Origin of the sequence: Paenibacillus glycanilyticus, from assembly GCF_051200795.1 — a bacterium.
GTDB lineage: Bacteria > Bacillota > Bacilli > Paenibacillales > Paenibacillaceae > Pristimantibacillus > Pristimantibacillus glycanilyticus.
This window is the reverse complement of sequence record NZ_CP195155.1, coordinates 6,638,467-6,657,516: the sequence shown is the minus strand read 5'-3', so window position 1 is coordinate 6,657,516 and position 19,050 is coordinate 6,638,467. Positions and strand designations below refer to the sequence as shown.

The window sequence follows — 19,050 nt, the reverse complement described above, 5'->3', positions numbered from 1 at the left end:
TTAATGCATAATGCCCAGCTGCCTGCGATAGTCGGTTGGCGTTGCGCCCGCCACAAGCCGAAACATTTTCACGAAATGCTTGTAGCTCTTGTAACCGCACATCGCGCATACGTCGGTCACAAGCCGGTTAGGGTCGCGAAGCAGCTTTTTGGCGTAGTCAATGCGAATCTCGGTGACAAAGCTTAAATAGTTCTGATTCAGCTTCGACTTGAACAGCCGGCTTAAATACGAGGGGTTATAGAAGAAATGATCGGCTACCATCTGCAGGCTAAGCTCCTGATCAATATTTTTCTCGATAAACCCTTTAATCTGGCTGAACACCGCATTCTCCTGGGAAGCGGAATGAGTCTGCTTGGAATAGACATCGTTCAGGTGCACGACCCATAACGCCAAATAATCAAATAAGCTCTTAAGGGTTCCGTAGTCATGGACAAAAGACAAATCAAGCAGCTTCTCGCTGGATACTCCCTGAGTCGGTATGCCCTCCTTGTGGGCAAAGCGCAGGGTGACGTTAATGATCTCCTGCAGGAATACGAGCCATTGTTCCGCTTCAATATGGGGCAGAGCTTTCTCAGATTGCTCGCGCAACCTGTCCATCAGCTCGCCGGCAGCAGCGGAATCCCCTTGCTCCAGGCAGGCTTGCAGCTTCTTGCGGTCATCCGGGTGAAGCGAGACGAAGCGGTCGCCGCCTGCGGGGGATTCGTCAACCGGCCCTTGATCCGCCGATATCAACCATTGTTCGGGTGAGGCAAAACGTTGAAGCAGGCTTTGTCCGGCGGACTTGAGTGCAACGCCGGCTTGTGCCGGATCGGACGTTGCTGCCCCTACGGAGAGATAAAGCTGAGTATCGGGAGGCAAAGGATTTAAAGAAGAGGCTAGCCGCTTGCTCAGAAGCAAGCCTGCCTCTGCCGGATCGGATAGTCCTGCCAGTACCAACAGAACGTAAAGCCTGCCTCTGCTCATATAGCCCATAAGCCGATGCACCGGGGAAATGTCGGCAGCCGCTTTGCCGATAAGCTGCTCCGCCGTCTGACGCCATTTGCGCTCCTGCTGCAGTCCGCCGCGGCCAAAGCAGCTTGCCGCTAACGCCACGTAAGTCGGCTCTGACTGCTCGTTAAGTCCAAGCAGCTGTCTCCAGCCCGGCAGATCGGATAAGCTTCCGTCCATGAGCTGCTTCACAGCCTGGCCGTATTGCCATTTCGTCAGCTCTGCGGCTTTTGCCTCGAAGTCCTGCTTCTTCCGCCGTTCTTCCCGCTTTTGCTCCAGCCGGTTGATGCAGGCCGTTATCGCCTTCATGCTGACGTCATACTCCAGCGGCTTAAGCAAATACTCCTGAACAACGCCGAGACGAATAGCCTCCTGCGCATACTTGAATTCGTTGTAGCCGGTAAGAATGATAAAGCTGGCATTCGGAAGCAGCGGCTTTAACTGCTCGATCATTTCGAGCCCGTTCATCTCGGGCATTCGTATATCGGTCACGATTAAATCCGGCTTTTCCCGCAGAGCCACGTCTACGCCGGCCTTGCCATTCTCGGCCTCCACAATTCCGCCAACGCCGAGCTGCTCCCAAGGGAAATAATGCTTTAAGCCAGCGCGAATAAGCGGTTCGTCCTCGACAATCATTACTTTTAGCATGGCGCTCACCCGGATTCGAATTTTTACGAAATATTAAAACTAATTATACCGGAAAGGCGGATTGGCTTGAATCGGGCTGCGGGATAAGCGTAAAGAATGGACCCGTTATGTCAATTTTGAGGGATATTCGGTTAGCTGCCGTAGTCCTGAACAATAACATCGATAACACGCTTGCCCCAATCCGAAGCTTCCGAGCCCGGCTCATTCCAGGCGTAAGTGATAAGCGCCTTCCATAGGGCCCAGCCTCGGGCGCGATCTATGGTATCCCGATTGGCATTCATGGCGCTCAAAAATACTTTGCGGCTGTCCTCGTCGAAAAAGTTCCATGCCATGACCAGATCGCTGGAGGGGTCGCCGACACCCATGGTTCCGAAGTCGATGACGCCGGATAGCCGGCCATTCCGCGCAAGCAGATTGCCTACGGCAACGTCGCCGTGAAGCCATAGCGGAGCCGCTTCATATTTCGTCGCCAGGGCAAGCTCCCAAATCTCAGTTAGAAGCTTCCGGTCGTACTTGCCCCCCAGCTTCTCGATAACCGTTCTGGAGTCGGAATCGTATACGGCTAAGTTTCCCCCGCGATGGAAGTTTTGTATGCCTGCCGGAATGCCATCCTTCGCATCGATCGCCTCCAATTCCTTCAGAAAGGCGGCGAGGTCTTCGGCAAATTCGTTGAGATCGCGGATGTTGGCATATGTAACGGTGTCGCCTTCGAGCCAGCGGTTAACGGACCAAGGAAGAGGATATTCCGCGGCAGGCTTGCCCTGAGCAACGGGAGCGGGTATCGGCAGAGATAGGAGAGGCTTAAACACGGGAAGCCAGAGCAGCTCCTTCGCAACGGCGGAGGCGTAACGTTCATGGCTCGGCAGGCGTACGGTCATTTCGTTGCCTAACCGGTAGGTACGGTTATCGTGGCCGCTTTTTTCCACGGGCTTGATCTCTAAGTCCTTCCATTCCGGAAATTGACGGCTAATTAATCCATGCACCAGTTCGGTGGTAATATCAATCATCATCTCGCCTCTTTTCTTAAATTAGCGCTGCTCGTATCGGTACCTCGATCATAACAACCCGTCTTCGGCATATCAAAGGAGAAAACGGCTATAACACAAAAAACGCCTAAATGAATGTCGCGAAATGCACAGCCATTCATCGGGCGTTTATTTATTTGGCTTGAAGCAGCAGCTCGACCGCTTTGACGACGGATTCACGCAGTGCATCGTGATTCTTCGCCGCTTCCGGATTCAGTCCGGGACCAAAAGGATTGGTTGCCGCCCAAGAGGTCGCAATCGTCATGATGGACGTTAGAAGAAAAGCGGGGGGAAGGGTCGAGCTTATCTTGCCGCTTGCTTGCGCTTCGCTTATTTTGTCTATCTTCTGTCCATGGGCGACATCGCGTACGGGAAGACTGCTGACCGTATTCTGCTCCAGCGTGAACCACATAAGCAGCCGCATAATCTTTGGATTGGCCATAGCGAAATTAAAGACGTTGACGGCAAAGCCCGAAATATCGTCAAGCGAGAAGGGAATGCCTTCGAACGCCTGGTCGAGATGCTTTTGCAGAACCGTAGTGAAAAGCGTTTCTTTATTTTCAAAATAAATATAGATTAGATTTTTATTGCAGCCGGCGGTTTTGGCAATGCGGTCGACCCGTGCCCCGGCAATGCCGAAAGTGGAGAACTCGTCCATAGCGGCTTCCAGAATCCGTTCGCGCGTCGCTTCGGCATTTCTCATTCGTAATCATCCTTCGTTCATTTTTGACCTAGTATATCATACTTGACTAACCGGCTAGAAAGAACTATAGTTAACTAACTGGTTAGTTATAAGTTATAAAATGCTGATCAGAACCTCCAAGAAAGAAGGAATGAACGATGGCACAACGGACTTGGTTTATTACGGGGATTAGCAGCGGCTTTGGCCGGCATATGACGGAGCAACTTCTGCTGCGGGGCGACCGCGTGGTCGGTACGGTGCGTAATCTGGACGTGGTGGATGATCTTAAGGAAAAGTACGGCGATCTTCTGTGGGTGGCTCATCTTGACGTGACCGACACCCCGGCAATCTATACGGTTGTTAACCGGGCCTTCGATCAATTGGGCACCATCGACGTTGTTGTCAGCAATGCAGGCTACGGCCTTATTGGCGCGGCGGAGGAACTGACGGATGAACAGATTACCCATCAGATCAACACCAACCTTGTTGGTTCCATCCAACTGGTACGGGCTTCCTTGCCACACTTGCGCGCGCAGGGCGGAGGGCGAATCATACAGCTCTCAACCGTAGGCGGACAAGCCGCGTTCGCGGGCGGGTCGCTCTATCATGCGACGAAGTGGGGAATCGAGGGCTTTATCGAGGCCGTAAGGCAGGAAGTGGCTCCTTTCCATATCGGCGTTACCATCGTGGAGCCAGGCGGAGCGCGTACGAACTTCAGGCATCACAGCATAAAGCTTGCTTCCAGAATGGAAGCTTACGATATCTCTCCGGCAGCTCAGGCAAGAAAGATCGTAGAGGATAAAACAGCCGTCTCCATCGGGGATCCGGCCAAGATGGCCGCCATTATGATCGACAGCGTTGACCAGCATCCCGCACCCAAAAGAATTGCCCTTGGCAGCGATTGCTATCAGGTTCTTCATCAGGCGCTGACCGGCCGTCTTCAGGAGCTGGAGGCACAGAAGGAGCTCGCCTACTCAACGGATTTTCCGAAGGAAGGTTAAGCTAAGGAGCTTATGCTTGGAATCTAATCGCCCTCTACCCGGCTGCTGGCCAGGCGGAGGGCTGTTTTTTTTCGCGCCGCGTTGCGCGGCTTAAAACCGACCTATCGCAACAAATAAAGCCAATAGGATAAAGACAAGGTTTACGACAAGTTCCCGGTATTCTTTTCGACTAACATGAAGCGCCGCACCAAGCAAGATAATAACGGCAAGCGCGGCAGCGGCTACGGGCGTCAGGATTGGCGCAATATCAAGCGCTTCGGGAAGAATAACTCCAATAGCTCCAAGCAGCTCCGCCAGCCCGATAAAAAGGACAAGTCCCTTCGGAAGGTCCTTTATCCAACCCCAAGAAGCTTTAGCTTTCTCATATTGAAAAGCCTTCAACCACCCCGAGTAAATAAAGCCTAGAGTCGTAAGCCCTTGAATAATCCATAACGTGATATTCATCAAAAATGCCTTCCTCCTTCTCTTTGTTTAGCTCCTGTAAGGTATAATAGACCCGAGTTATCCATAGAAGGAAGTAGGCACTTTATCTAAACAAAGGAAATAAAAAGTTACCTAGGCGCAGCATAAGGGGGGGAAAGGATCATGAAACAATATTGCAAATTCGAATCGGCGCTCGATATATTGATCGGCAAGTGGAAGCCCGTTATTCTGCTCCAGCTTATCGCCAACGGGACGATGCGGTTCAGCGAGCTACTTAAAGCCATACCGGACATTAACAAAAAAATGCTTACTCAGCAATTAAGGGAGCTTGAGTACAACGATATCGTTCACCGCGAGGTGTATAATCAGGTCCCTCCCAAAGTCGAATACTCGATTTCGGAATACGGCCAAGGATTAAGCAAAGTGCTGCAGGTAATGAACGATTGGGGCGAGGAGCATATCGAGCATATGGAATCGCTGCACGGGGCAGATCGTTTAGAGAAAAAGTCCGATTGATCCGCATGCAACTGCAACTTATCTGTCGATGCCATAACGCAGTTGAACGACACCGCCGCCTAGCGGCTTGCAGTCCAACAGTTCTACATGTTTGAATTGGTACCGATCTTTCTCCGTGACAAGATTTAACCCTTTACCCTCTAATACAGGCGCCACGTTAAAGATCAATTCGTCTACCAGACCCGAAGCCAGAAACGAATTATGGATATCCGCTCCACCGCTAATGAGAGCAGTCTGATGCCCTCGCTCCTGCAGGTATTCCAAGGCATCTTGCGGCGATTTCGCAACCTTTACCCCGGGGATTTCCGCTGTGTTCCTGGAGATAACCACGATGTCGATTCCGCCGAATGGGCCGGGATTGCCGCTGCCCCGCATTCCTTCGAAGGTCCGGCGTCCTACAATAAAGTTCCCTGCTGCTCCAGCCTGCGCTGCGAAGTCTTGCAAGGCTTCCTTGGTTGGCGGGTTTTCGGGACCCGATTGCGCGTAATTACCGTTGGCGCTTAATGTTGCCCATAAAATCGTTTTCATCGTAATACTCCTCCTCTGGTTCTGTTCATAAGTTCCCGAATGGATGCCGCTACCCGGTCCGGCCGGTCCTCCTGTACATAATGCGAGGCATCCTCCAGTATTTCGGTTTCATTAAAAGGCAAATAGCGCTGCCATTTGACCATTTGCCCAAGCGGGAAGCCCGCGCTGTCCTTTGTTCCCCATAGAATATGGGCGGGCAGATCGGCCAAGTTCGACAGTTTCGATTCGATACCGGCGAGCCACTCCCGCGCCTTGCGGATTTGTCCCGGAAAGACCCAGGTAGGTATTCTGGATTTCGGGGTAGGGAACGGGTCCGTGTAAGCCTTTCGCAAGCTGTCCGTCACTTTGCCGGTCTGGTAAATCCCGTGTGGCACAATCGCTTTGGCGAAAAAATTGCGGCGTGTCTGAAGCCAATACCCGATTGGCCATCCCCCCATAACGAGCGAGAACAGTTTCATCGGTAAAATGGTCGCCGGCCAGGCCCATGTATTCATCACGAGAATCCCGCGAAGGTTCTCGCGGTGCTGTACGGCGTAGTTCAACCCGATCGGACCTCCCCAATCCTGAACGACAAGAACAAAGTCCCGTAGTTCCAAATGACGAATGAGATATTGAATGGCTTCCGATTGCTCTTGCGGCGTAAACCGATAGCCTTCGGGAGCCGTTGACATGCCAAACCCCGGGTAATCCGGAGCAACGAGACGACATTCCCCGCGAAGCTCTTTGATCACATTCCTGTACAGGTATGACCAAGTCGGATTGCCGTGCAGCAGAAGAACCGTTGGTCCTTGCCCTTCATCCAGGTAATGAATGCGACCGTCACGGTAGGGCAGCCAATGATCGGTAAACGGATACTCTGCAGGATCTAACTTAAAGGGTCTATTCAACGTTCAGCCTCCTCTTCGAATCCATTTATTAACTTTTTCTTTCTTGCTTGATTCACATCATAAGGGAGGTATGGTACATTTGAAAAGTAGTTACATTAATGTGCAATAGTTTCAAAAAATGAACTATGGGAGGGAAGCAGGATGATGGACCAATCCTGTCCGGGCACGGTAGAACCGATTCTGGAGATTTTAGATGGCAAATGGATGCTTCTTCTTTTATTCGAACTGTTTAACGGGACCCGGCGATTTGGAGAATTGCGCCGTAAGCTGGAGCCGATCAGCCCCAAAACCTTAACGGACCGCCTGCGGTTGTTAGAGGAGAAGGGAATTGTCACCCGCACGATTTATCCGGGCGTACCCCTGCATGTCGAATATGAACTGACGGAGAGCGGCCAGGGCCTGAAGCCGATTTTTGAAGCAATGTGGACGTGGACCCAGCAGTATGGCGCCTATCTGGCACAAGAGAAGAAGGAGAGCAGGCAGGCTTAAAAAAAGGCTTGCCTTTCCATTTCAAATGTCTTAAAGTTAAGATAATTAAATTAAAGATAACACACGCATACAAATTATACATAGAGGAGGCGGACGAAATGAACGATTTCGTATCCGTAGTTACAGAGAGAAGATCCGCAAACAAATTTATTAAAGGGGTTTCCATTGAAGATAAAGAGCTGAACGAGATTTTTGATCTTGTGAAATACGCGCCGTCGTCCTTCAATCTGCAGCATGCCCATTATGTTGTCGTTAGGGATGAGGAGATGAAGCAGAAAGTATATGAAGCGGCAAACAAGCAGTATAAAGTAAAAACCGCCTCGGCTGTTATTCTTGTACTCGGCCACCTGGATGCGCATCAGAACACGGCTGAGCTTAATGAAGGGCTGCTGCATCTCGGCGTTATTAATAAACAAGAGTTTGATCATACCGTCGAGTCCGTGCAGCAATTTTACGAAGAGCGCGGCGAAGCTTTCAAGCGGGACGAGGCTATCCGCAACGCGAATCTATCCGCCATGCTGTTCATGCTCGCCGCGAAAGAGAAAGGCTGGGACACGAGCCCGATGATCGGCTTTGATCCGGAGGCGATGATGAAGACGCTGGACGTGCCGGACCGTTATGTTCCCGCTCTGCTCATTGGCATCGGGAAAGAAGATACATCGAACCGCCGGGTACGCGGCTACCGCAAGCCGGTTGGCGAGTTCGTCAGCTTTGAGCGTTTCTAAATAAAAGGGAAGGGCGTCCATCGTATGGACGCCCTTTATTTTGCTTCGGAATGGTACTCCTGTTAGAGGTAAAATGATAAAGTTGAGCATAGGAGGCGATTCCAGGTTATGCAAAATGAAGAGAAAATTTTCAATACCGCGGTCGAAGCCACTCTCGAAGCGATCGGAGGCAAGTGGAAGCCGGTCCTATTGTTCCATCTTACATTCGGCAAGAAGCGTAATGGCGAATTCCTGCGCCTAATCCCCGAGATCTCGCAAAAAGTACTGACGCAGCAACTAAATGAACTCATGAGGGATGGAATCATCAACCGCATTTCCTATAATCAGATACCTCCGAAGGTCGAATATGAGTTAACGGATTACGGGTGGAGTCTGAAGGATATCCTGCATGCGATGTGCCGGTGGGGCGATGGGTATATTGACAAAAAGTACGGCGGCAAAGGAAAGGTTCTGTTCCAGCCTCCAGTATCTGCCGATGAAATTACGGAATGACCTTCCGCCGGCGGAAGTCCTCGAAGATGTCCATAAACATTTTCTCCGTGTCGATATAGTCATGGAACCCGAAGCGGCGGGCTTTTGAGCCGTCGGCAAAGAAGTCGTAATCCCAGGAAAACACGAAATCTCCGAACCGCCAGGAGGAGACTTCCTTATAGTTGATTCTCTGCAAATCATATTTATCGACCATGGCATTCCAGAGAGGTTCCTTGTCCGCCATAACGACCTCAAGCGACATCGGTAACGGAGGGGCGGTCTCCAGGCCGAAATAGGCGGCGATCTTCGGCCAGAGCTCATTCCACCTGAAGAGGTCGCCGTTGGTAATGTTAAAAGCCTGATTGGCGCAGCGTTCGTCGGTAGCCGCCCATACGGTTGCGCGGGCAAGCAGATTCGCATCGGTCATCTCCAGCAGGCTGTGATAAGCCCCGGGTTTTCCCGGGAAACGAAGCGGCAGCCCAAGCTCCTTGGACATGGAAGCATAGACGGCGATAACCATCGCCAGGTTCATTGGGTTTCCTAGCCCAAAACCGGCAACAACCGATGGACGGAGGGCCGACCATGTCCAGCTGCTTTCCGGTTGCCGACGCTCAAGAAATTGCTGTTGATCGATATTAAATTCAGGCGGCATATGATAGGCATCCGTCTCGCGCGCCGGCGTCTTGAAGGGACCAAGATGCGCCCCGTATACTTTATAGCCTTGCATGAGGCTGATATGCTGCAGATCCCGCGCAATCGGTTCAATGGCATTGACTACATTGACGAGCATGGCAAGGTTGGGGGCCACAAGCTCAGCCCACGTCGGCCGATCCTGATAGGCAGCGTAAAAGATATGCGTGACGGCGGTCAGGCCGCTTAACTTCTCCCGGGTATCCGCTTCGTCCAGAAGATCAACCGCGATATACCGCACCCGATCGGAAGCCTCTCCGCCGCGGCGCGACACGCCGATAATATCCCACTCGGGAAGCGTCCTCAAATAATCAATAAGATTCCGTCCGATTACGCCGTTTGCACCTACGACCAGGGCTGTTTGGGATGTGTCTGTTGTTCTCATCTAACATTCCTCCTCTGCTTCTGAAGACTATTGTGAAACAGAAAAGGGAAGCCGTGAAGTACGCACTTTCAACTCCTATACGAACCTTCAGGTAACCATGGGCAGTTACTTGAAGAAGGTGTCTTTTTTGTCCTAATGAGAGGGTAGGCGTTTTTATGGTATATTCAAGGAAGAAGGCGATAGCCCTGACAACAATCCATTCCGAAGGATGTGCGAACAATGATTCTAGAAGAGGTCATGCAGGAGCTTGAAGGGCTTGGCAAGGAAAGAACCAAGAAGATTTATATGGGCAATGGCGCGCACGAACCGCTGTTTGGCGTGGCGACAGGCGAGATGAAGCCTATTTTCCGCAAAATCAAACATAATCAGCCGCTGGCCGATCAGCTGTATGCAACAGGCAATTATGATGCCATGTATTTCGCCGGGATCATTGCCGAACCAAAGGCGATGACCGAGGCGGATTTCGAGCGTTGGATCGACAGCGCGTATTTCTATATGATCTCCGACTATGTGGTGGCGGTCACCTTATCCGAGACGGACATCGCCCAAGAGGTGTCGGATAAATGGATTGCAAGCGGCGAAGAGCTGAAGATGTCGGCGGGCTGGAGCTGCTACTGCTGGCTGCTTGGCAATCGCAAGGACAGCGAGTTCTCCGAGGAGAAAATCGCCGGCATGCTGGAGCTGGTGAAAAATACGATCCACGATGCTCCCGAGCGGACGAAATATTCGATGAACAATTTCTTGTACACGGTGGCCATATCGTACAAGCCGCTTCATGATAAGGCGGTTGAGATCGCGAAGGAAGTAGGTCCGGTTGAGGTCGGTCAAGACACGAAGAAAAGCAAGCACATCAACGCTGCCGTTAATATCGAGAAGTTTTTAGGTAGAGGGCAGGTTGGCTTCAAACGCAAGTATGTAAGATGTTAGGATAAATAAAAGCACCCGGATTCCGGGTGCTTTTATTTATTGGTTTTATTTTCTTCTCCTTGCGGATACTAGTTCACGGAACGCTTATATCCAGAGGAGGAAAAACGTGAAAAAGGCTTGGGTTTTCAGTATTTTGTTCATATTCAGCCTGTTGCAAGTGACCCCGGCTGAAGCTATGCCCGCAGACCCCTCCTTGCTAAAGTCCCTTCAACAAGGAGGCTACATCCTGTATGTCAGGCATGGAGACGCAACGGTTGGCGCCGACTCGCCAAGAATCAACTTCAATGATTGTTCAACCCAAAGAAATCTTTCGGAGACTGGCAGGAGTCAGGCTATAAGCTATGGAAACGCGCTCCGCCAACTGCATATCCCCGTTCAGATGCCGGTTGTAGCAAGCCCGTTTTGCAGGACGAAAGAAACGGCCGAACTGGCTTTTGGAGCAGGCAATGTCCGCACGGACCCGTTTTGGGTCCAGATCTATCAATTAGGCGGTTCCGTTCCTCCTGCCCAGCAGGAAGCTGCTCTGAAAGCATTATCGTCCCAGTTGGAAATCCCCCCGTCGCCAGGGACTAACAAGGTTATCATTGCTCATAGCTTCCCGCCGGGCATTGGATTAGGAGAGATAAAATCATTAGGAACGGTTGTTATTAAACCAAAAGGCCAAGGTAATGGCTACGACATCGCCGGGCGCTTTGATTTGAATGAGCTGAACTCGCCTTAAGCATGTTCGGCCGGTCTTGTTGGCTGAATAGTGCCGAATGGATGCTGAGGAGGGGCATAGATCACGTAAACCTTAAGCGGCACATTGCCCGTGTTTGTGACATTATGCCATGTGCCTGCGGGGATAAGTATGGCATAATCCTCGTAGGCCATGGTCTGAAAGTCCAGCTGTTCTTTGCTGTTTCCCATTTGAACCAGCCCCTGGCCTTGTTCGATCCGAATAAATTGGTCCGTATGGGGATGAACCTCAAGGCCGATATCTTCACCGGGATTAATACTCATTAAAGTGACTTGAAAATGATCCCCTGTCCAGAGGGCTGTACGATAATTATCGTTTTGCTTTGCCGCCTGATCTATATTTACGACAAGCGGTTTCTTCCCGTAATCCTGCAAAATCATATTCCTGTAATAAAAAGCTGGATGGCTGTTGGCCCAGTTATAATAATGCGGAGTTCCATTGTAGCCGTTAGGCATTAAGCTGTGCCATTGATTGTGATAGTAAGGATAGCTGTGCATTTTCCCTTTTTCTCCTCCCGAGAGCATGTCGTTTTCTTTATCCTATGCGTGTGCCTAACCAAAGGAAATCAAATTGCGGGAAAAAAGTGAACTCCTTTGAGCATTTCTTACGTATATGCATTAACGGACAAGAGAAACTTACTCATACCGATTATGTTCGAAGAGAGGGGAATCCACGTTGGAATCGATTTGGCTGGAGTATGCGTGGGCATTGCTAATCCTGATAGGATTGGAGGGCTTGTTATCCGCCGATAACGCACTGGTGCTTGCGGTAATAGCCAAGAATTTACCGGACGATCAGAAGAAAAGAGCGATTAACTACGGTATTATTATGGCGTTTGTTTTTCGTTTTGGCGCTCTATTCGCAATCTCTTTCATTGCGAATGTCTGGCAGGTACAGGCGGTTGGCGCAGCGTATCTGCTATACCTGGGTTTAAAGCACATTATTCAGGCGCGTTTTGGCAAAAAGAACGAGGATGTTCACAAAGACGAGAAACAAAAAGCGGGTTCCGGCTTCTGGCCTACAGTAAGCAAAATCGCTATCGCGGATCTCGCGTTTGCAATTGATTCCATTCTGGCTGCGGTAGCTCTTGCGCTTGGTTTGCCGGATTCTCCGCTTGGCGAGTTTGGCGGTATGGATGGAGGCAAATTCGCGGTCGTATTGCTTGGCGGCATTGCGGGCCTAGTCCTAATTAAATTCGCCGCTACCTGGTTTGTGAAGCTGCTTGCCGATCGCCCGGCACTCGAGACTACGGCATATGCCATCGTAGCTTGGGTTGGGGTAAAGCTGGCCGTCATTACGCTAGCCCATGAGGACATCGGCGTCCTGAATCATGATTTCCCTCATAGCACGGGTTGGACGATTGTGTTCTATGGCGTGTTGGTCGCCATTGCGCTTCTTGGCTGGTTCGCTCCAGGGAAGAAAACGCAGAAGGCAGAAGCCTCTTAAGCGGGATTTGACCCTAAATTTCGTAAAATGCCTTCTATTAAGGTAATATAGGAAGTATTGTTCGAAGTACAGAAAGCAGGGTTAAGAATAGATGACGATTTCAAATACGCAGCGCTACCGCTTTAGCGAAGCGCCAATCTGGGAAATAAACAGGCAATATTACGAAGAAGAAGGCTTGAGGGCTTGGAATAACGATCAGGTTCCTCAATATATTACGAGTAATCCGATGATTGCGGCGGCTTATGCCGATATGCTGTTCGGATTTCTTCAGGACAGAGCGAATCAAGGACAAAACCTGGAGCCTGTTCAGATTGTGGAGCTTGGAGCAGGGGCTGGCCGGTTCGCTTTCCATGTGCTGCATGAGTTAAGCCGGTTAATAGACTTTGCGGGAATCGCGGTTCCGCCGTTCCGGTATATCATGACCGACCTTGCTGTAAACAATGTGGAGGCTTGGCGGAAGCATCCTGCCCTTCAGTCTTTTATCGAGCGGGGAATGCTTGATTTTGCCCGGTTTGATGCTGTCCAAGATTCGGAATTAGCACTGGCCGCATCGGGAGAAACGATCCGCAGGGGAGACTTGCGGCAGCCTCTCGTCATTGTGGCGAACTACTTTTTTGACAGTATTCCGCAGGAGCTGCTCTATATAGGCGAAGGTCAGGTATATGAGGCCGATGTGTTGGTAAAGTACCCTGAAGACAAAGATTCGCTTAAACCGTCGGAGCTGCTGTCGCAAATCGCTTTAAGCTACGAGCTCCGGCGCGCGCCGCAGTACGAGGATGCGTCTTATCCTTACCGCGACGTTATTGCCGTCTATCAAGAGCAGCTGGAGGACTCGCATATTTTATTCCCGGAGGCCTCACTGGCTTGCCTGGACCGGCTGAATCAGTTATCTCAGGCGGGAATCGTGCTGCTGACGGCGGATAAAGGGGATCACCTGCTCGAGCACTGGAAGTTTGCGGAACCGCCGGAGCTTGTCTTTCATGGCAGCTTTTCTCTGACGGCGAACTATCATGCGATGGGGGAAGTGTTGGAACGCAGCGGCGCTCTGGTCATGTTCCCTTCGCATCACTATGACAATATCAATATCGGCTGTATGATCAGCGTGAATTCGCCGCAGGACTATTACCAGACCAGGCTGGCGTACCGCCGCTCCGTGGAGCGTTTCGGACCGGATGATTTTTACAGTTTGAAGTGGTGGTTAGACCGCTATATCGACGATATGGGGCTTCGGCAAATCCTGAGCTTCTGGCGTCTTGGCGGCTACGACGCGGAATTCTTTATCCAGAGCACGAAGCGGATTTCGAGTCTGATGGCGGAAGCCCTCGATGAGGAGAAGGAAGATATTCTGCTCGGAATCGAGCGGATGTGGTCGTCGTATTACGTGATGGAGCAGAAGTACGATCTGGCGCTTGAAGCGGGCCTGCTGCTGTTCGAAATGGACATGTACGGCGAGTCCAAGCGGTTCCTGGAGATTTCCGTTGAGGAAGACGAAGAGGAGATTGTATCTACCGTCTTTTATTGTCTGGCCATATGCTGTTTCGAGCTGGAGCTGGAAGAACAGGCTTTGCATTACTTAGGGGAACTGCTGAGGCTTGAACCTGACCACGAGGAAGCAAGGGCATTGATGAAAAATTTTGAGCTCGCCTAAAAAAACGCTTGAACCTTACGTAACGTCATCTATTATGCTTAGGCTACCGGTAAACAGTTAGCGCTAATCTCTAATGAATGAATACACGGAAGGTGGAGTGAATTAATTATGGCTGCAATTCTTGGCGAGAATGAGATTGTTTCGACGCGCGAGTTCGAATTTTCACGTGAACGGGTGTTTGAAGCATGGGTAAATCCGGAGCTGCTTAAGCGCTGGTGGGGACCTAACGGCTTCACGAATACCTTCCATGAGTTCGAGATCAGGCCGGGCGGTAATTGGCGGTTTACGATGCATGGCCCAAACGGCGTGGATTATGAGAATCATAATGTCTTCGAGGAGATTGTACCCTTGGAGCGGATTGTCCTTAAGCATATGTCCAATCCCGAGTTCCGGGTGACGGCTATATTCGAGGATTTGGACGGCCGCGCGAGATTAACGTTCCGTCAGCTGTTCATGGACAAGAAGACCTTTGAAGCGGTTAAGGCTTATGCGGCCGACGGCAATGAGCAGAACTTTGATCGGTTAAACCTTGTTTTGCAGGAAGGCTAGTTAGGAAACCCGTTGCTTCGGGCGAAGCGCGGGTTTCTTTACGTTTGTTGCGCCTTGCCATCCGGGCATTACAACGTATAATGAGAGACAAGTAGATTTCAGATGAAACGTGAGAGGATGGTTATCATGTCAGTCGGAATTTTAGCTCATTTGCTTGGAACTTTGCCTTATAAAGAATTGGCGGCCAAGATAGCCGCTAACGGATTTCCATATGTTCAATTAGCGCTGGGGAAAGCGTTCTCCGATGTAGACTCGCGACTTGGCAAGCTAAGCCCCGGGCTTGCACAGGAGGTCGGCGGCGCATTTGCGGAAAATGGCGTCCGTATTGCGGTGCTGGGCTGTTATGCGAGTCTGGTCGATCTCGATGATGAGGTTTACCGCCATAATGTAGACCGCTTTAAAGAGCATCTTCGGAATGCACGGCATTTCGGCGCGCCGATTGTGGCGACGGAGGTTGGCGGAGTAACGGATCCGGAGCGCCGCGGGGAGCACATAGACCGGTTAAACCGAGCGCTTGATGAGCTTGTTGAAGAGGCGGAGCGCTGGGGCGTAACGATTGGGCTGGAGGCGGCCCAGGGACATATGATCGATACGGCTGAAACCTTGGCCGAGACGATTGAACGGTTTCCATCCTCTTGCGTGGGCGTCGTAATGGACCCTTGCAATTTAATGAATCCGGCTCGGTTCGAGAATCAGGATCATACAATCCACGAAGCTTTCCGTTTGCTTGGCCCGCGCATCGTAAGCGCCCACGTGAAGGATTTGAACCGCGCGGCAGACGGTACCTTAATAGAAACGGCAGCCGGTCTTGGCGAGCTGAACTATCCGTTATTCTTCGAGCTGCTTGAGCAGCATAAGCCATACGGCTTTGCGACAATGGAGGCCGTAAGCGAAGCGCAGATGGCGGAAGCCGCAAGGTTTGTGCGGGAAGGCCGGATGGCTGCAAGGCAGCGTTAACATTCTAAATCAGAGGAACACTCCCATTGCCGGGAGTGTTTTTTTATTCCATAACAGGCGAGAGGCTTGCCGCTGCCACGACCAATACATCCTGCACCATCGTATCCATTTGACGGTTTTGAGGGCTGCGGCTCCACTGTACGGCGGATCCGAAGATTCCCCAGCTGACAAGAAGCGCGGTGGCCTCCACGATTGTCCGAGGGGCGGAGGAATCCTCTTTGTTCAGCCAATCGAGAAGAAGCCGGTTTAGCTCTTTTTGCATGGCAATCTCGAACAGCGGCTCAAATTGACTGTCCCCGGGGGTCATATATTGCCGGGTGCGGGAAAGGAAGTCAAACACGGATGCAATAAGCGCTTTTAAGCTTAGCATGTCGGATAGAGCGCCGTTTGGCAGCTCGTTCTCCAGTTTTTTCAGGAACTTTTCGCTCATCCAGCTTTCGAGAAACGCGTACTTATCCTGGAAGTGGGCGTAAAAGGTGGCACGGTTTACTGTAGCCCGCGTTGCAATATCCTGTACCGATATCGAGTATATATTTTTCTTTTCCTCGAGAATTTGCATAAAAGACTGCATTAGAAGCTGACGCGTCCGTTTGACGCGGGGATCGTTCGCGTTGACAGGCATCTTGCGTTTCTCTCCTTCATTAGGGGGAAACCAACAAAAACAGCTCCGTGTTGCGTAAGCAACCAAAGGGCTTCATTGCTGATTGTTAGGGCTGCCCGGACCGCCTAATATAATTGTTACATGTAGTATACACAACGGTGTTATTTAAACAACATTGTAGCATTAAACTTTTATGGGATAGGGGATGTTTATTATGATTATTGTTACGGGAGCAAGCGGCCAGCTTGGCCGAATGGTGGTAAATCAGCTGCTTGAGCGTGTTCCGGCCGGACAGCTTGGCGTTAGCGTCCGGGATGCGAACAAGGTGAAGGAGCTTCAAGAACGGGGCGTCCGCGTCCGCAAGGGGGATTATAACGACGCGGAGAGTCTGGCGTATGCTTTTGAAGGGGCATCCCAGGTGCTTATCGTTTCCTCCAACAATCTCGGGGAGGAGGCATTCCAGCATCATCGAACGGCGATAGAGACAGCCATCAAATCCGGCGTTCAACACATTTACTATACGAGCCAGATGGGATCCTCGGGAGAATCCTCCTTCCCTCCCATGGTAGACCATGCGGCTACGGAGATGCTGCTGCAAGCATCGGGCAGGGCGTTTACCTCGCTGCGCAATGGCTTTTATGCGGGCTCGGCGATTATGATGCTTGGAGATGCCATTCAGACGGGGATATTGGCGGCACCGGAAGACGGGCCGGTAGCTTGGACAGCCCATTCCGACTTGGCCGAGGCTGCGGCTATCGCGATGACCGAGGGAACTCTGGAGGGGATTACGCCCATCCTTACAGCTTCGGAAACCTTTGACCTCGCCGGTATTGCGGCGCTTGCCTCGGAAGTAACCGGCTGTCCGATTAAGCGGGTTGTCATATCCGATGAAGCGTATAGAACAGGACTTATCGCGCATGGACTTCCCGAAGAGCGGGCGGATATGTTCGTCGGGCTCTTCCAGGCAATGCGCAACGGCGAATTCGCGCGTACGGACGATACGCTGGCCCGGCTGCTTGGCAGGGAGCCTATTGGCATGAAGGAAGTTCTAAGGGCTTCACTTGCAGGCCGCTCTTTATAATTTATCTTATAGAAAGGCACATTCCTCAACCTGCCCGGCAGGCAGGGGAATGTGCCTTTTTGGCGTTTGGGCTATTTTACTAGCCGAATCTTTGCAGTCATTTCCGCCTCTCATTACGTCTACTAAAAAAAATAACGCATGAATGAAAAATAATGGGGCACTCAGTTGTATTACAAGTGAAAGGAGGTGCTGAGGTGTACAATTCATATGAGCTCAATGAATCTGTGCGACGGGCCTTGGATCTATATTCGCAAAGCATGATCAAGATTGCTTTCGCTTATTTGAAAAATATAGCTGATGCGGAAGAAGTGACGCAGGAGGTTTTCCTGACGTATCTGCAGAAGCGTCCTGTCTTCGAGAACAGCGAACACGAAAAAGCTTGGTTGATTCGAACAACCATCAATAAAAGCAAAAATATGCTGAAGACCGGCTGGTTCAAAAGCAGAAACCCTGTTCCCGAAGACCTGAGCTACCTCCCCAAGGAAGAAAACGACGTTCTGCAGGCGGTGCTCTCCTTGGACAAGAAGTATCGGATTCCGATCCATCTTCATTATTACGAAGGATATTCGATCCAGGAGATTGCCGTTATTATGCAGGCGAAGGCCGCAACGGTAGGAACCTGGCTGGCCAGAGGACGCGCACTCTTAAAAGATAAGATTGGAGGCCTGGAGAATGAAGAAATCTGTCTATAAGTCCGCGATGTCTCAATTGCGAACCAGCGACGACTTCAAAGAGGCAACCTATCAGAAGTTGATGCTGGAATTAGAGAAGACTTCACATAATCCTACAAATCAAAAGGAGCCGATTGAAATGGAAAAAAGCAAAAAGAAATTGACAGGTTGGACAGTAGGTATTGCAGCAGCGGCGATTTTGGCGGTTGGCGTCATTAGCGTAAACCAGAATCACAACAGCCCGGCTTCCACGCCAACGAATCAAGGGCAAACAGCTGAAGCGACTTCCAAGCCTCCTATTATGGGCAAAGTTGCGGTTAACATCGACGGCGTTATTTCCGAAGTAAGCGAGGACGGCAAAAGTTTTAAAGTAGGCGATCTGTGGGTGGAAGTAACGGATAAAACGCAGCTGGGAAGCAGCGAGCCAACAGCGGCAGCGCCGTCCCAAGAGCTTCTTAATAAAGAGTTTAAAGTTGGGGACATCGTATCCGGTTATACTTCCCAGGATGTAAGCACCGGCAAAGTTACGGCTGACGTGATCTACAACCTGATCGCGCCTGAGAAAGAAGACGCAGGAAAGCCTGCTACGACGGGTAAAATGGCCGTTAACATCGACGGCTTTATCTCCGAAGTAAGCGCCGACGGCAAAAGCTTCAAAGTGAACGACGTATGGGTAACGGTTACTCCGGACACGATCATGGGAATCACGGAGCCAACCGCCGGCGAACAATCCGACGAGCTGCTGCAAAAAGAATTCAAAGTGGGCAACGCGGTATCCGGCTTTACAACGGATGACCTGAGCTCCGGCAAGGTAAACGCAACACGTATCTACAATAACTTCGCTCCGCAAAAATAATAGCCATACCCGGGAGAGGCGCCTGACTGCAGGCGCTTTTCTTTTTGTCGCAACGGTTCGGCATTCGGAGAAAATGTACAATCTGGACATGGTTCGGACGGTAAATGTCCATATCCGA

At 51.0% G+C, this 19,050-nt stretch carries 23 protein-coding genes; 14 read left to right on the top strand and 9 right to left on the bottom strand.

From position 1 onward, the window contains the following. The 3 genes from ACR9FF_RS30090 to ACR9FF_RS30080 form a co-directional block, all read right to left on the bottom strand. On the bottom strand, positions 1 to 1,635 hold the full coding sequence (locus tag ACR9FF_RS30090) for a response regulator transcription factor (RefSeq protein WP_435167953.1): 1,635 nt from the start codon (positions 1,633 to 1,635) through the stop codon (positions 1 to 3). A 131-nt stretch (positions 1,636 to 1,766) separates the two neighbouring features. Then, positions 1,767 to 2,642 (bottom strand): aminoglycoside phosphotransferase family protein, encoded by an 876-nt coding sequence (locus tag ACR9FF_RS30085; RefSeq protein WP_435172251.1) that lies wholly within the window; start codon positions 2,640 to 2,642, stop codon positions 1,767 to 1,769. A gap of 151 nt (positions 2,643 to 2,793) precedes the next feature. After that, positions 2,794 to 3,363 (bottom strand): TetR family transcriptional regulator, encoded by a 570-nt coding sequence (locus tag ACR9FF_RS30080; RefSeq protein WP_435167950.1) that lies wholly within the window; start codon positions 3,361 to 3,363, stop codon positions 2,794 to 2,796. A gap of 137 nt (positions 3,364 to 3,500) precedes the next feature. Between ACR9FF_RS30080 and ACR9FF_RS30075 the strand changes: the two genes are divergently transcribed. Beyond that, entirely contained in the window at positions 3,501 to 4,343 is an 843-nt protein-coding gene (locus ACR9FF_RS30075; RefSeq protein ID WP_435167947.1) for an SDR family oxidoreductase, read from the top strand. A 90-nt stretch (positions 4,344 to 4,433) separates the two neighbouring features. Here the strand turns inward: ACR9FF_RS30075 and ACR9FF_RS30070 are convergent, their stop codons facing one another. Next, positions 4,434 to 4,787, bottom strand: a complete 354-nt coding sequence (locus ACR9FF_RS30070) for a DoxX family protein (protein ID WP_435172249.1) — start codon at positions 4,785 to 4,787, stop codon at positions 4,434 to 4,436. A 141-nt stretch (positions 4,788 to 4,928) separates the two neighbouring features. Between ACR9FF_RS30070 and ACR9FF_RS30065 the strand changes: the two genes are divergently transcribed. Continuing rightward, complete coding sequence (locus ACR9FF_RS30065) at positions 4,929 to 5,282, top strand: winged helix-turn-helix transcriptional regulator (protein ID WP_435167944.1); 354 nt, start codon at positions 4,929 to 4,931, stop codon at positions 5,280 to 5,282. A gap of 18 nt (positions 5,283 to 5,300) precedes the next feature. Here the strand turns inward: ACR9FF_RS30065 and ACR9FF_RS30060 are convergent, their stop codons facing one another. Both ACR9FF_RS30060 and ACR9FF_RS30055 read right to left on the bottom strand, forming a co-directional pair. After that, complete coding sequence (locus ACR9FF_RS30060; protein ID WP_201003017.1) at positions 5,301 to 5,810, bottom strand: dihydrofolate reductase family protein; 510 nt, start codon at positions 5,808 to 5,810, stop codon at positions 5,301 to 5,303. Further along, positions 5,807 to 6,697 (bottom strand): alpha/beta fold hydrolase, encoded by an 891-nt coding sequence (locus ACR9FF_RS30055; RefSeq protein ID WP_201003015.1) that lies wholly within the window; start codon positions 6,695 to 6,697, stop codon positions 5,807 to 5,809. The genes ACR9FF_RS30060 and ACR9FF_RS30055 overlap by 4 nt, the downstream gene beginning before the upstream one ends. 141 nt (positions 6,698 to 6,838) lie before the next feature. Here ACR9FF_RS30055 and ACR9FF_RS30050 point away from each other — a divergent pair, with 141 nt between their 5' ends. The 3 genes from ACR9FF_RS30050 (at position 6,839) to ACR9FF_RS30040 (ending at position 8,403) form a co-directional block, all read left to right on the top strand. Next, positions 6,839 to 7,186 carry a winged helix-turn-helix transcriptional regulator gene (locus ACR9FF_RS30050; RefSeq protein WP_127494760.1) on the top strand — a complete coding sequence of 116 codons (348 nt, stop codon included), beginning with the start codon at positions 6,839 to 6,841 and terminating at the stop codon, positions 7,184 to 7,186. A 98-nt stretch (positions 7,187 to 7,284) separates the two neighbouring features. Continuing rightward, on the top strand, positions 7,285 to 7,911 hold the full coding sequence (locus ACR9FF_RS30045) for a nitroreductase family protein (protein WP_317978947.1): 627 nt from the start codon (positions 7,285 to 7,287) through the stop codon (positions 7,909 to 7,911). A 108-nt stretch (positions 7,912 to 8,019) separates the two neighbouring features. Continuing rightward, positions 8,020 to 8,403: a winged helix-turn-helix transcriptional regulator gene (locus ACR9FF_RS30040; protein ID WP_201003011.1), complete on the top strand. Its 384-nt coding sequence runs from the start codon at positions 8,020 to 8,022 to the stop codon at positions 8,401 to 8,403. Here ACR9FF_RS30040 and ACR9FF_RS30035 read toward each other — a convergent pair. After that, entirely contained in the window at positions 8,393 to 9,457 is a 1,065-nt protein-coding gene (locus tag ACR9FF_RS30035; protein WP_435167937.1) for an SDR family oxidoreductase, read from the bottom strand. The two genes, ACR9FF_RS30040 and ACR9FF_RS30035, sit on opposite strands and share 11 nt — an antisense overlap. Positions 9,458 to 9,676: 219 nt before the next feature. Between ACR9FF_RS30035 and ACR9FF_RS30030 the strand changes: the two genes are divergently transcribed. Then, positions 9,677 to 10,384: a DNA alkylation repair protein gene (locus tag ACR9FF_RS30030; RefSeq protein WP_317978943.1), complete on the top strand. Its 708-nt coding sequence runs from the start codon at positions 9,677 to 9,679 to the stop codon at positions 10,382 to 10,384. A 106-nt stretch (positions 10,385 to 10,490) separates the two neighbouring features. After that, complete coding sequence (locus ACR9FF_RS30025; protein ID WP_435167932.1) at positions 10,491 to 11,105, top strand: histidine phosphatase family protein; 615 nt, start codon at positions 10,491 to 10,493, stop codon at positions 11,103 to 11,105. Here the strand turns inward: ACR9FF_RS30025 and ACR9FF_RS30020 are convergent. Then, positions 11,102 to 11,620, bottom strand: a complete 519-nt coding sequence (locus ACR9FF_RS30020; RefSeq protein ID WP_435167929.1) for a cupin domain-containing protein — start codon at positions 11,618 to 11,620, stop codon at positions 11,102 to 11,104. The genes ACR9FF_RS30025 and ACR9FF_RS30020 overlap by 4 nt on opposite strands. A 178-nt stretch (positions 11,621 to 11,798) precedes the next feature. Here ACR9FF_RS30020 and ACR9FF_RS30015 point away from each other — a divergent pair, with 178 nt between their 5' ends. From ACR9FF_RS30015 to ACR9FF_RS30000, 4 genes are all read left to right on the top strand, one after another. Continuing rightward, positions 11,799 to 12,569 (top strand): TerC family protein, encoded by a 771-nt coding sequence (locus tag ACR9FF_RS30015; protein ID WP_435167926.1) that lies wholly within the window; start codon positions 11,799 to 11,801, stop codon positions 12,567 to 12,569. 91 nt (positions 12,570 to 12,660) lie between these two features. Continuing rightward, positions 12,661 to 14,217 (top strand): SAM-dependent methyltransferase, encoded by a 1,557-nt coding sequence (locus ACR9FF_RS30010; protein ID WP_435167923.1) that lies wholly within the window; start codon positions 12,661 to 12,663, stop codon positions 14,215 to 14,217. A gap of 108 nt (positions 14,218 to 14,325) precedes the next feature. Beyond that, positions 14,326 to 14,766 (top strand): SRPBCC family protein, encoded by a 441-nt coding sequence (locus ACR9FF_RS30005; protein WP_435167920.1) that lies wholly within the window; start codon positions 14,326 to 14,328, stop codon positions 14,764 to 14,766. A gap of 126 nt (positions 14,767 to 14,892) precedes the next feature. Then, on the top strand, positions 14,893 to 15,723 hold the full coding sequence (locus ACR9FF_RS30000; RefSeq protein WP_435167917.1) for a sugar phosphate isomerase/epimerase family protein: 831 nt from the start codon (positions 14,893 to 14,895) through the stop codon (positions 15,721 to 15,723). A gap of 43 nt (positions 15,724 to 15,766) precedes the next feature. Here ACR9FF_RS30000 and ACR9FF_RS29995 read toward each other — a convergent pair whose 3' ends face one another. Next, the gene (locus tag ACR9FF_RS29995; RefSeq protein WP_435167914.1) at positions 15,767 to 16,345 is read right to left on the bottom strand and encodes a TetR family transcriptional regulator; all 579 of its coding nucleotides are present in this window, start codon (positions 16,343 to 16,345) and stop codon (positions 15,767 to 15,769) included. Between the two features lie 193 nt (positions 16,346 to 16,538). Here ACR9FF_RS29995 and ACR9FF_RS29990 point away from each other — a divergent pair, with 193 nt between their 5' ends. The 3 genes from ACR9FF_RS29990 (at position 16,539) to ACR9FF_RS29980 (ending at position 18,932) form a co-directional block, all read left to right on the top strand. Next, positions 16,539 to 17,405 carry an SDR family oxidoreductase gene (locus ACR9FF_RS29990; protein ID WP_435167911.1) on the top strand — a complete coding sequence of 289 codons (867 nt, stop codon included), beginning with the start codon at positions 16,539 to 16,541 and terminating at the stop codon, positions 17,403 to 17,405. Positions 17,406 to 17,599: 194 nt separating this feature from the next. Beyond that, complete coding sequence (locus tag ACR9FF_RS29985) at positions 17,600 to 18,097, top strand: RNA polymerase sigma factor (RefSeq protein WP_127494802.1); 498 nt, start codon at positions 17,600 to 17,602, stop codon at positions 18,095 to 18,097. After that, positions 18,078 to 18,932: a hypothetical protein gene (locus ACR9FF_RS29980; protein WP_435167908.1), complete on the top strand. Its 855-nt coding sequence runs from the start codon at positions 18,078 to 18,080 to the stop codon at positions 18,930 to 18,932. Before ACR9FF_RS29985 ends, ACR9FF_RS29980 begins: the two co-directional genes overlap by 20 nt. Positions 18,933 to 19,050 lie beyond the last annotated feature (118 nt).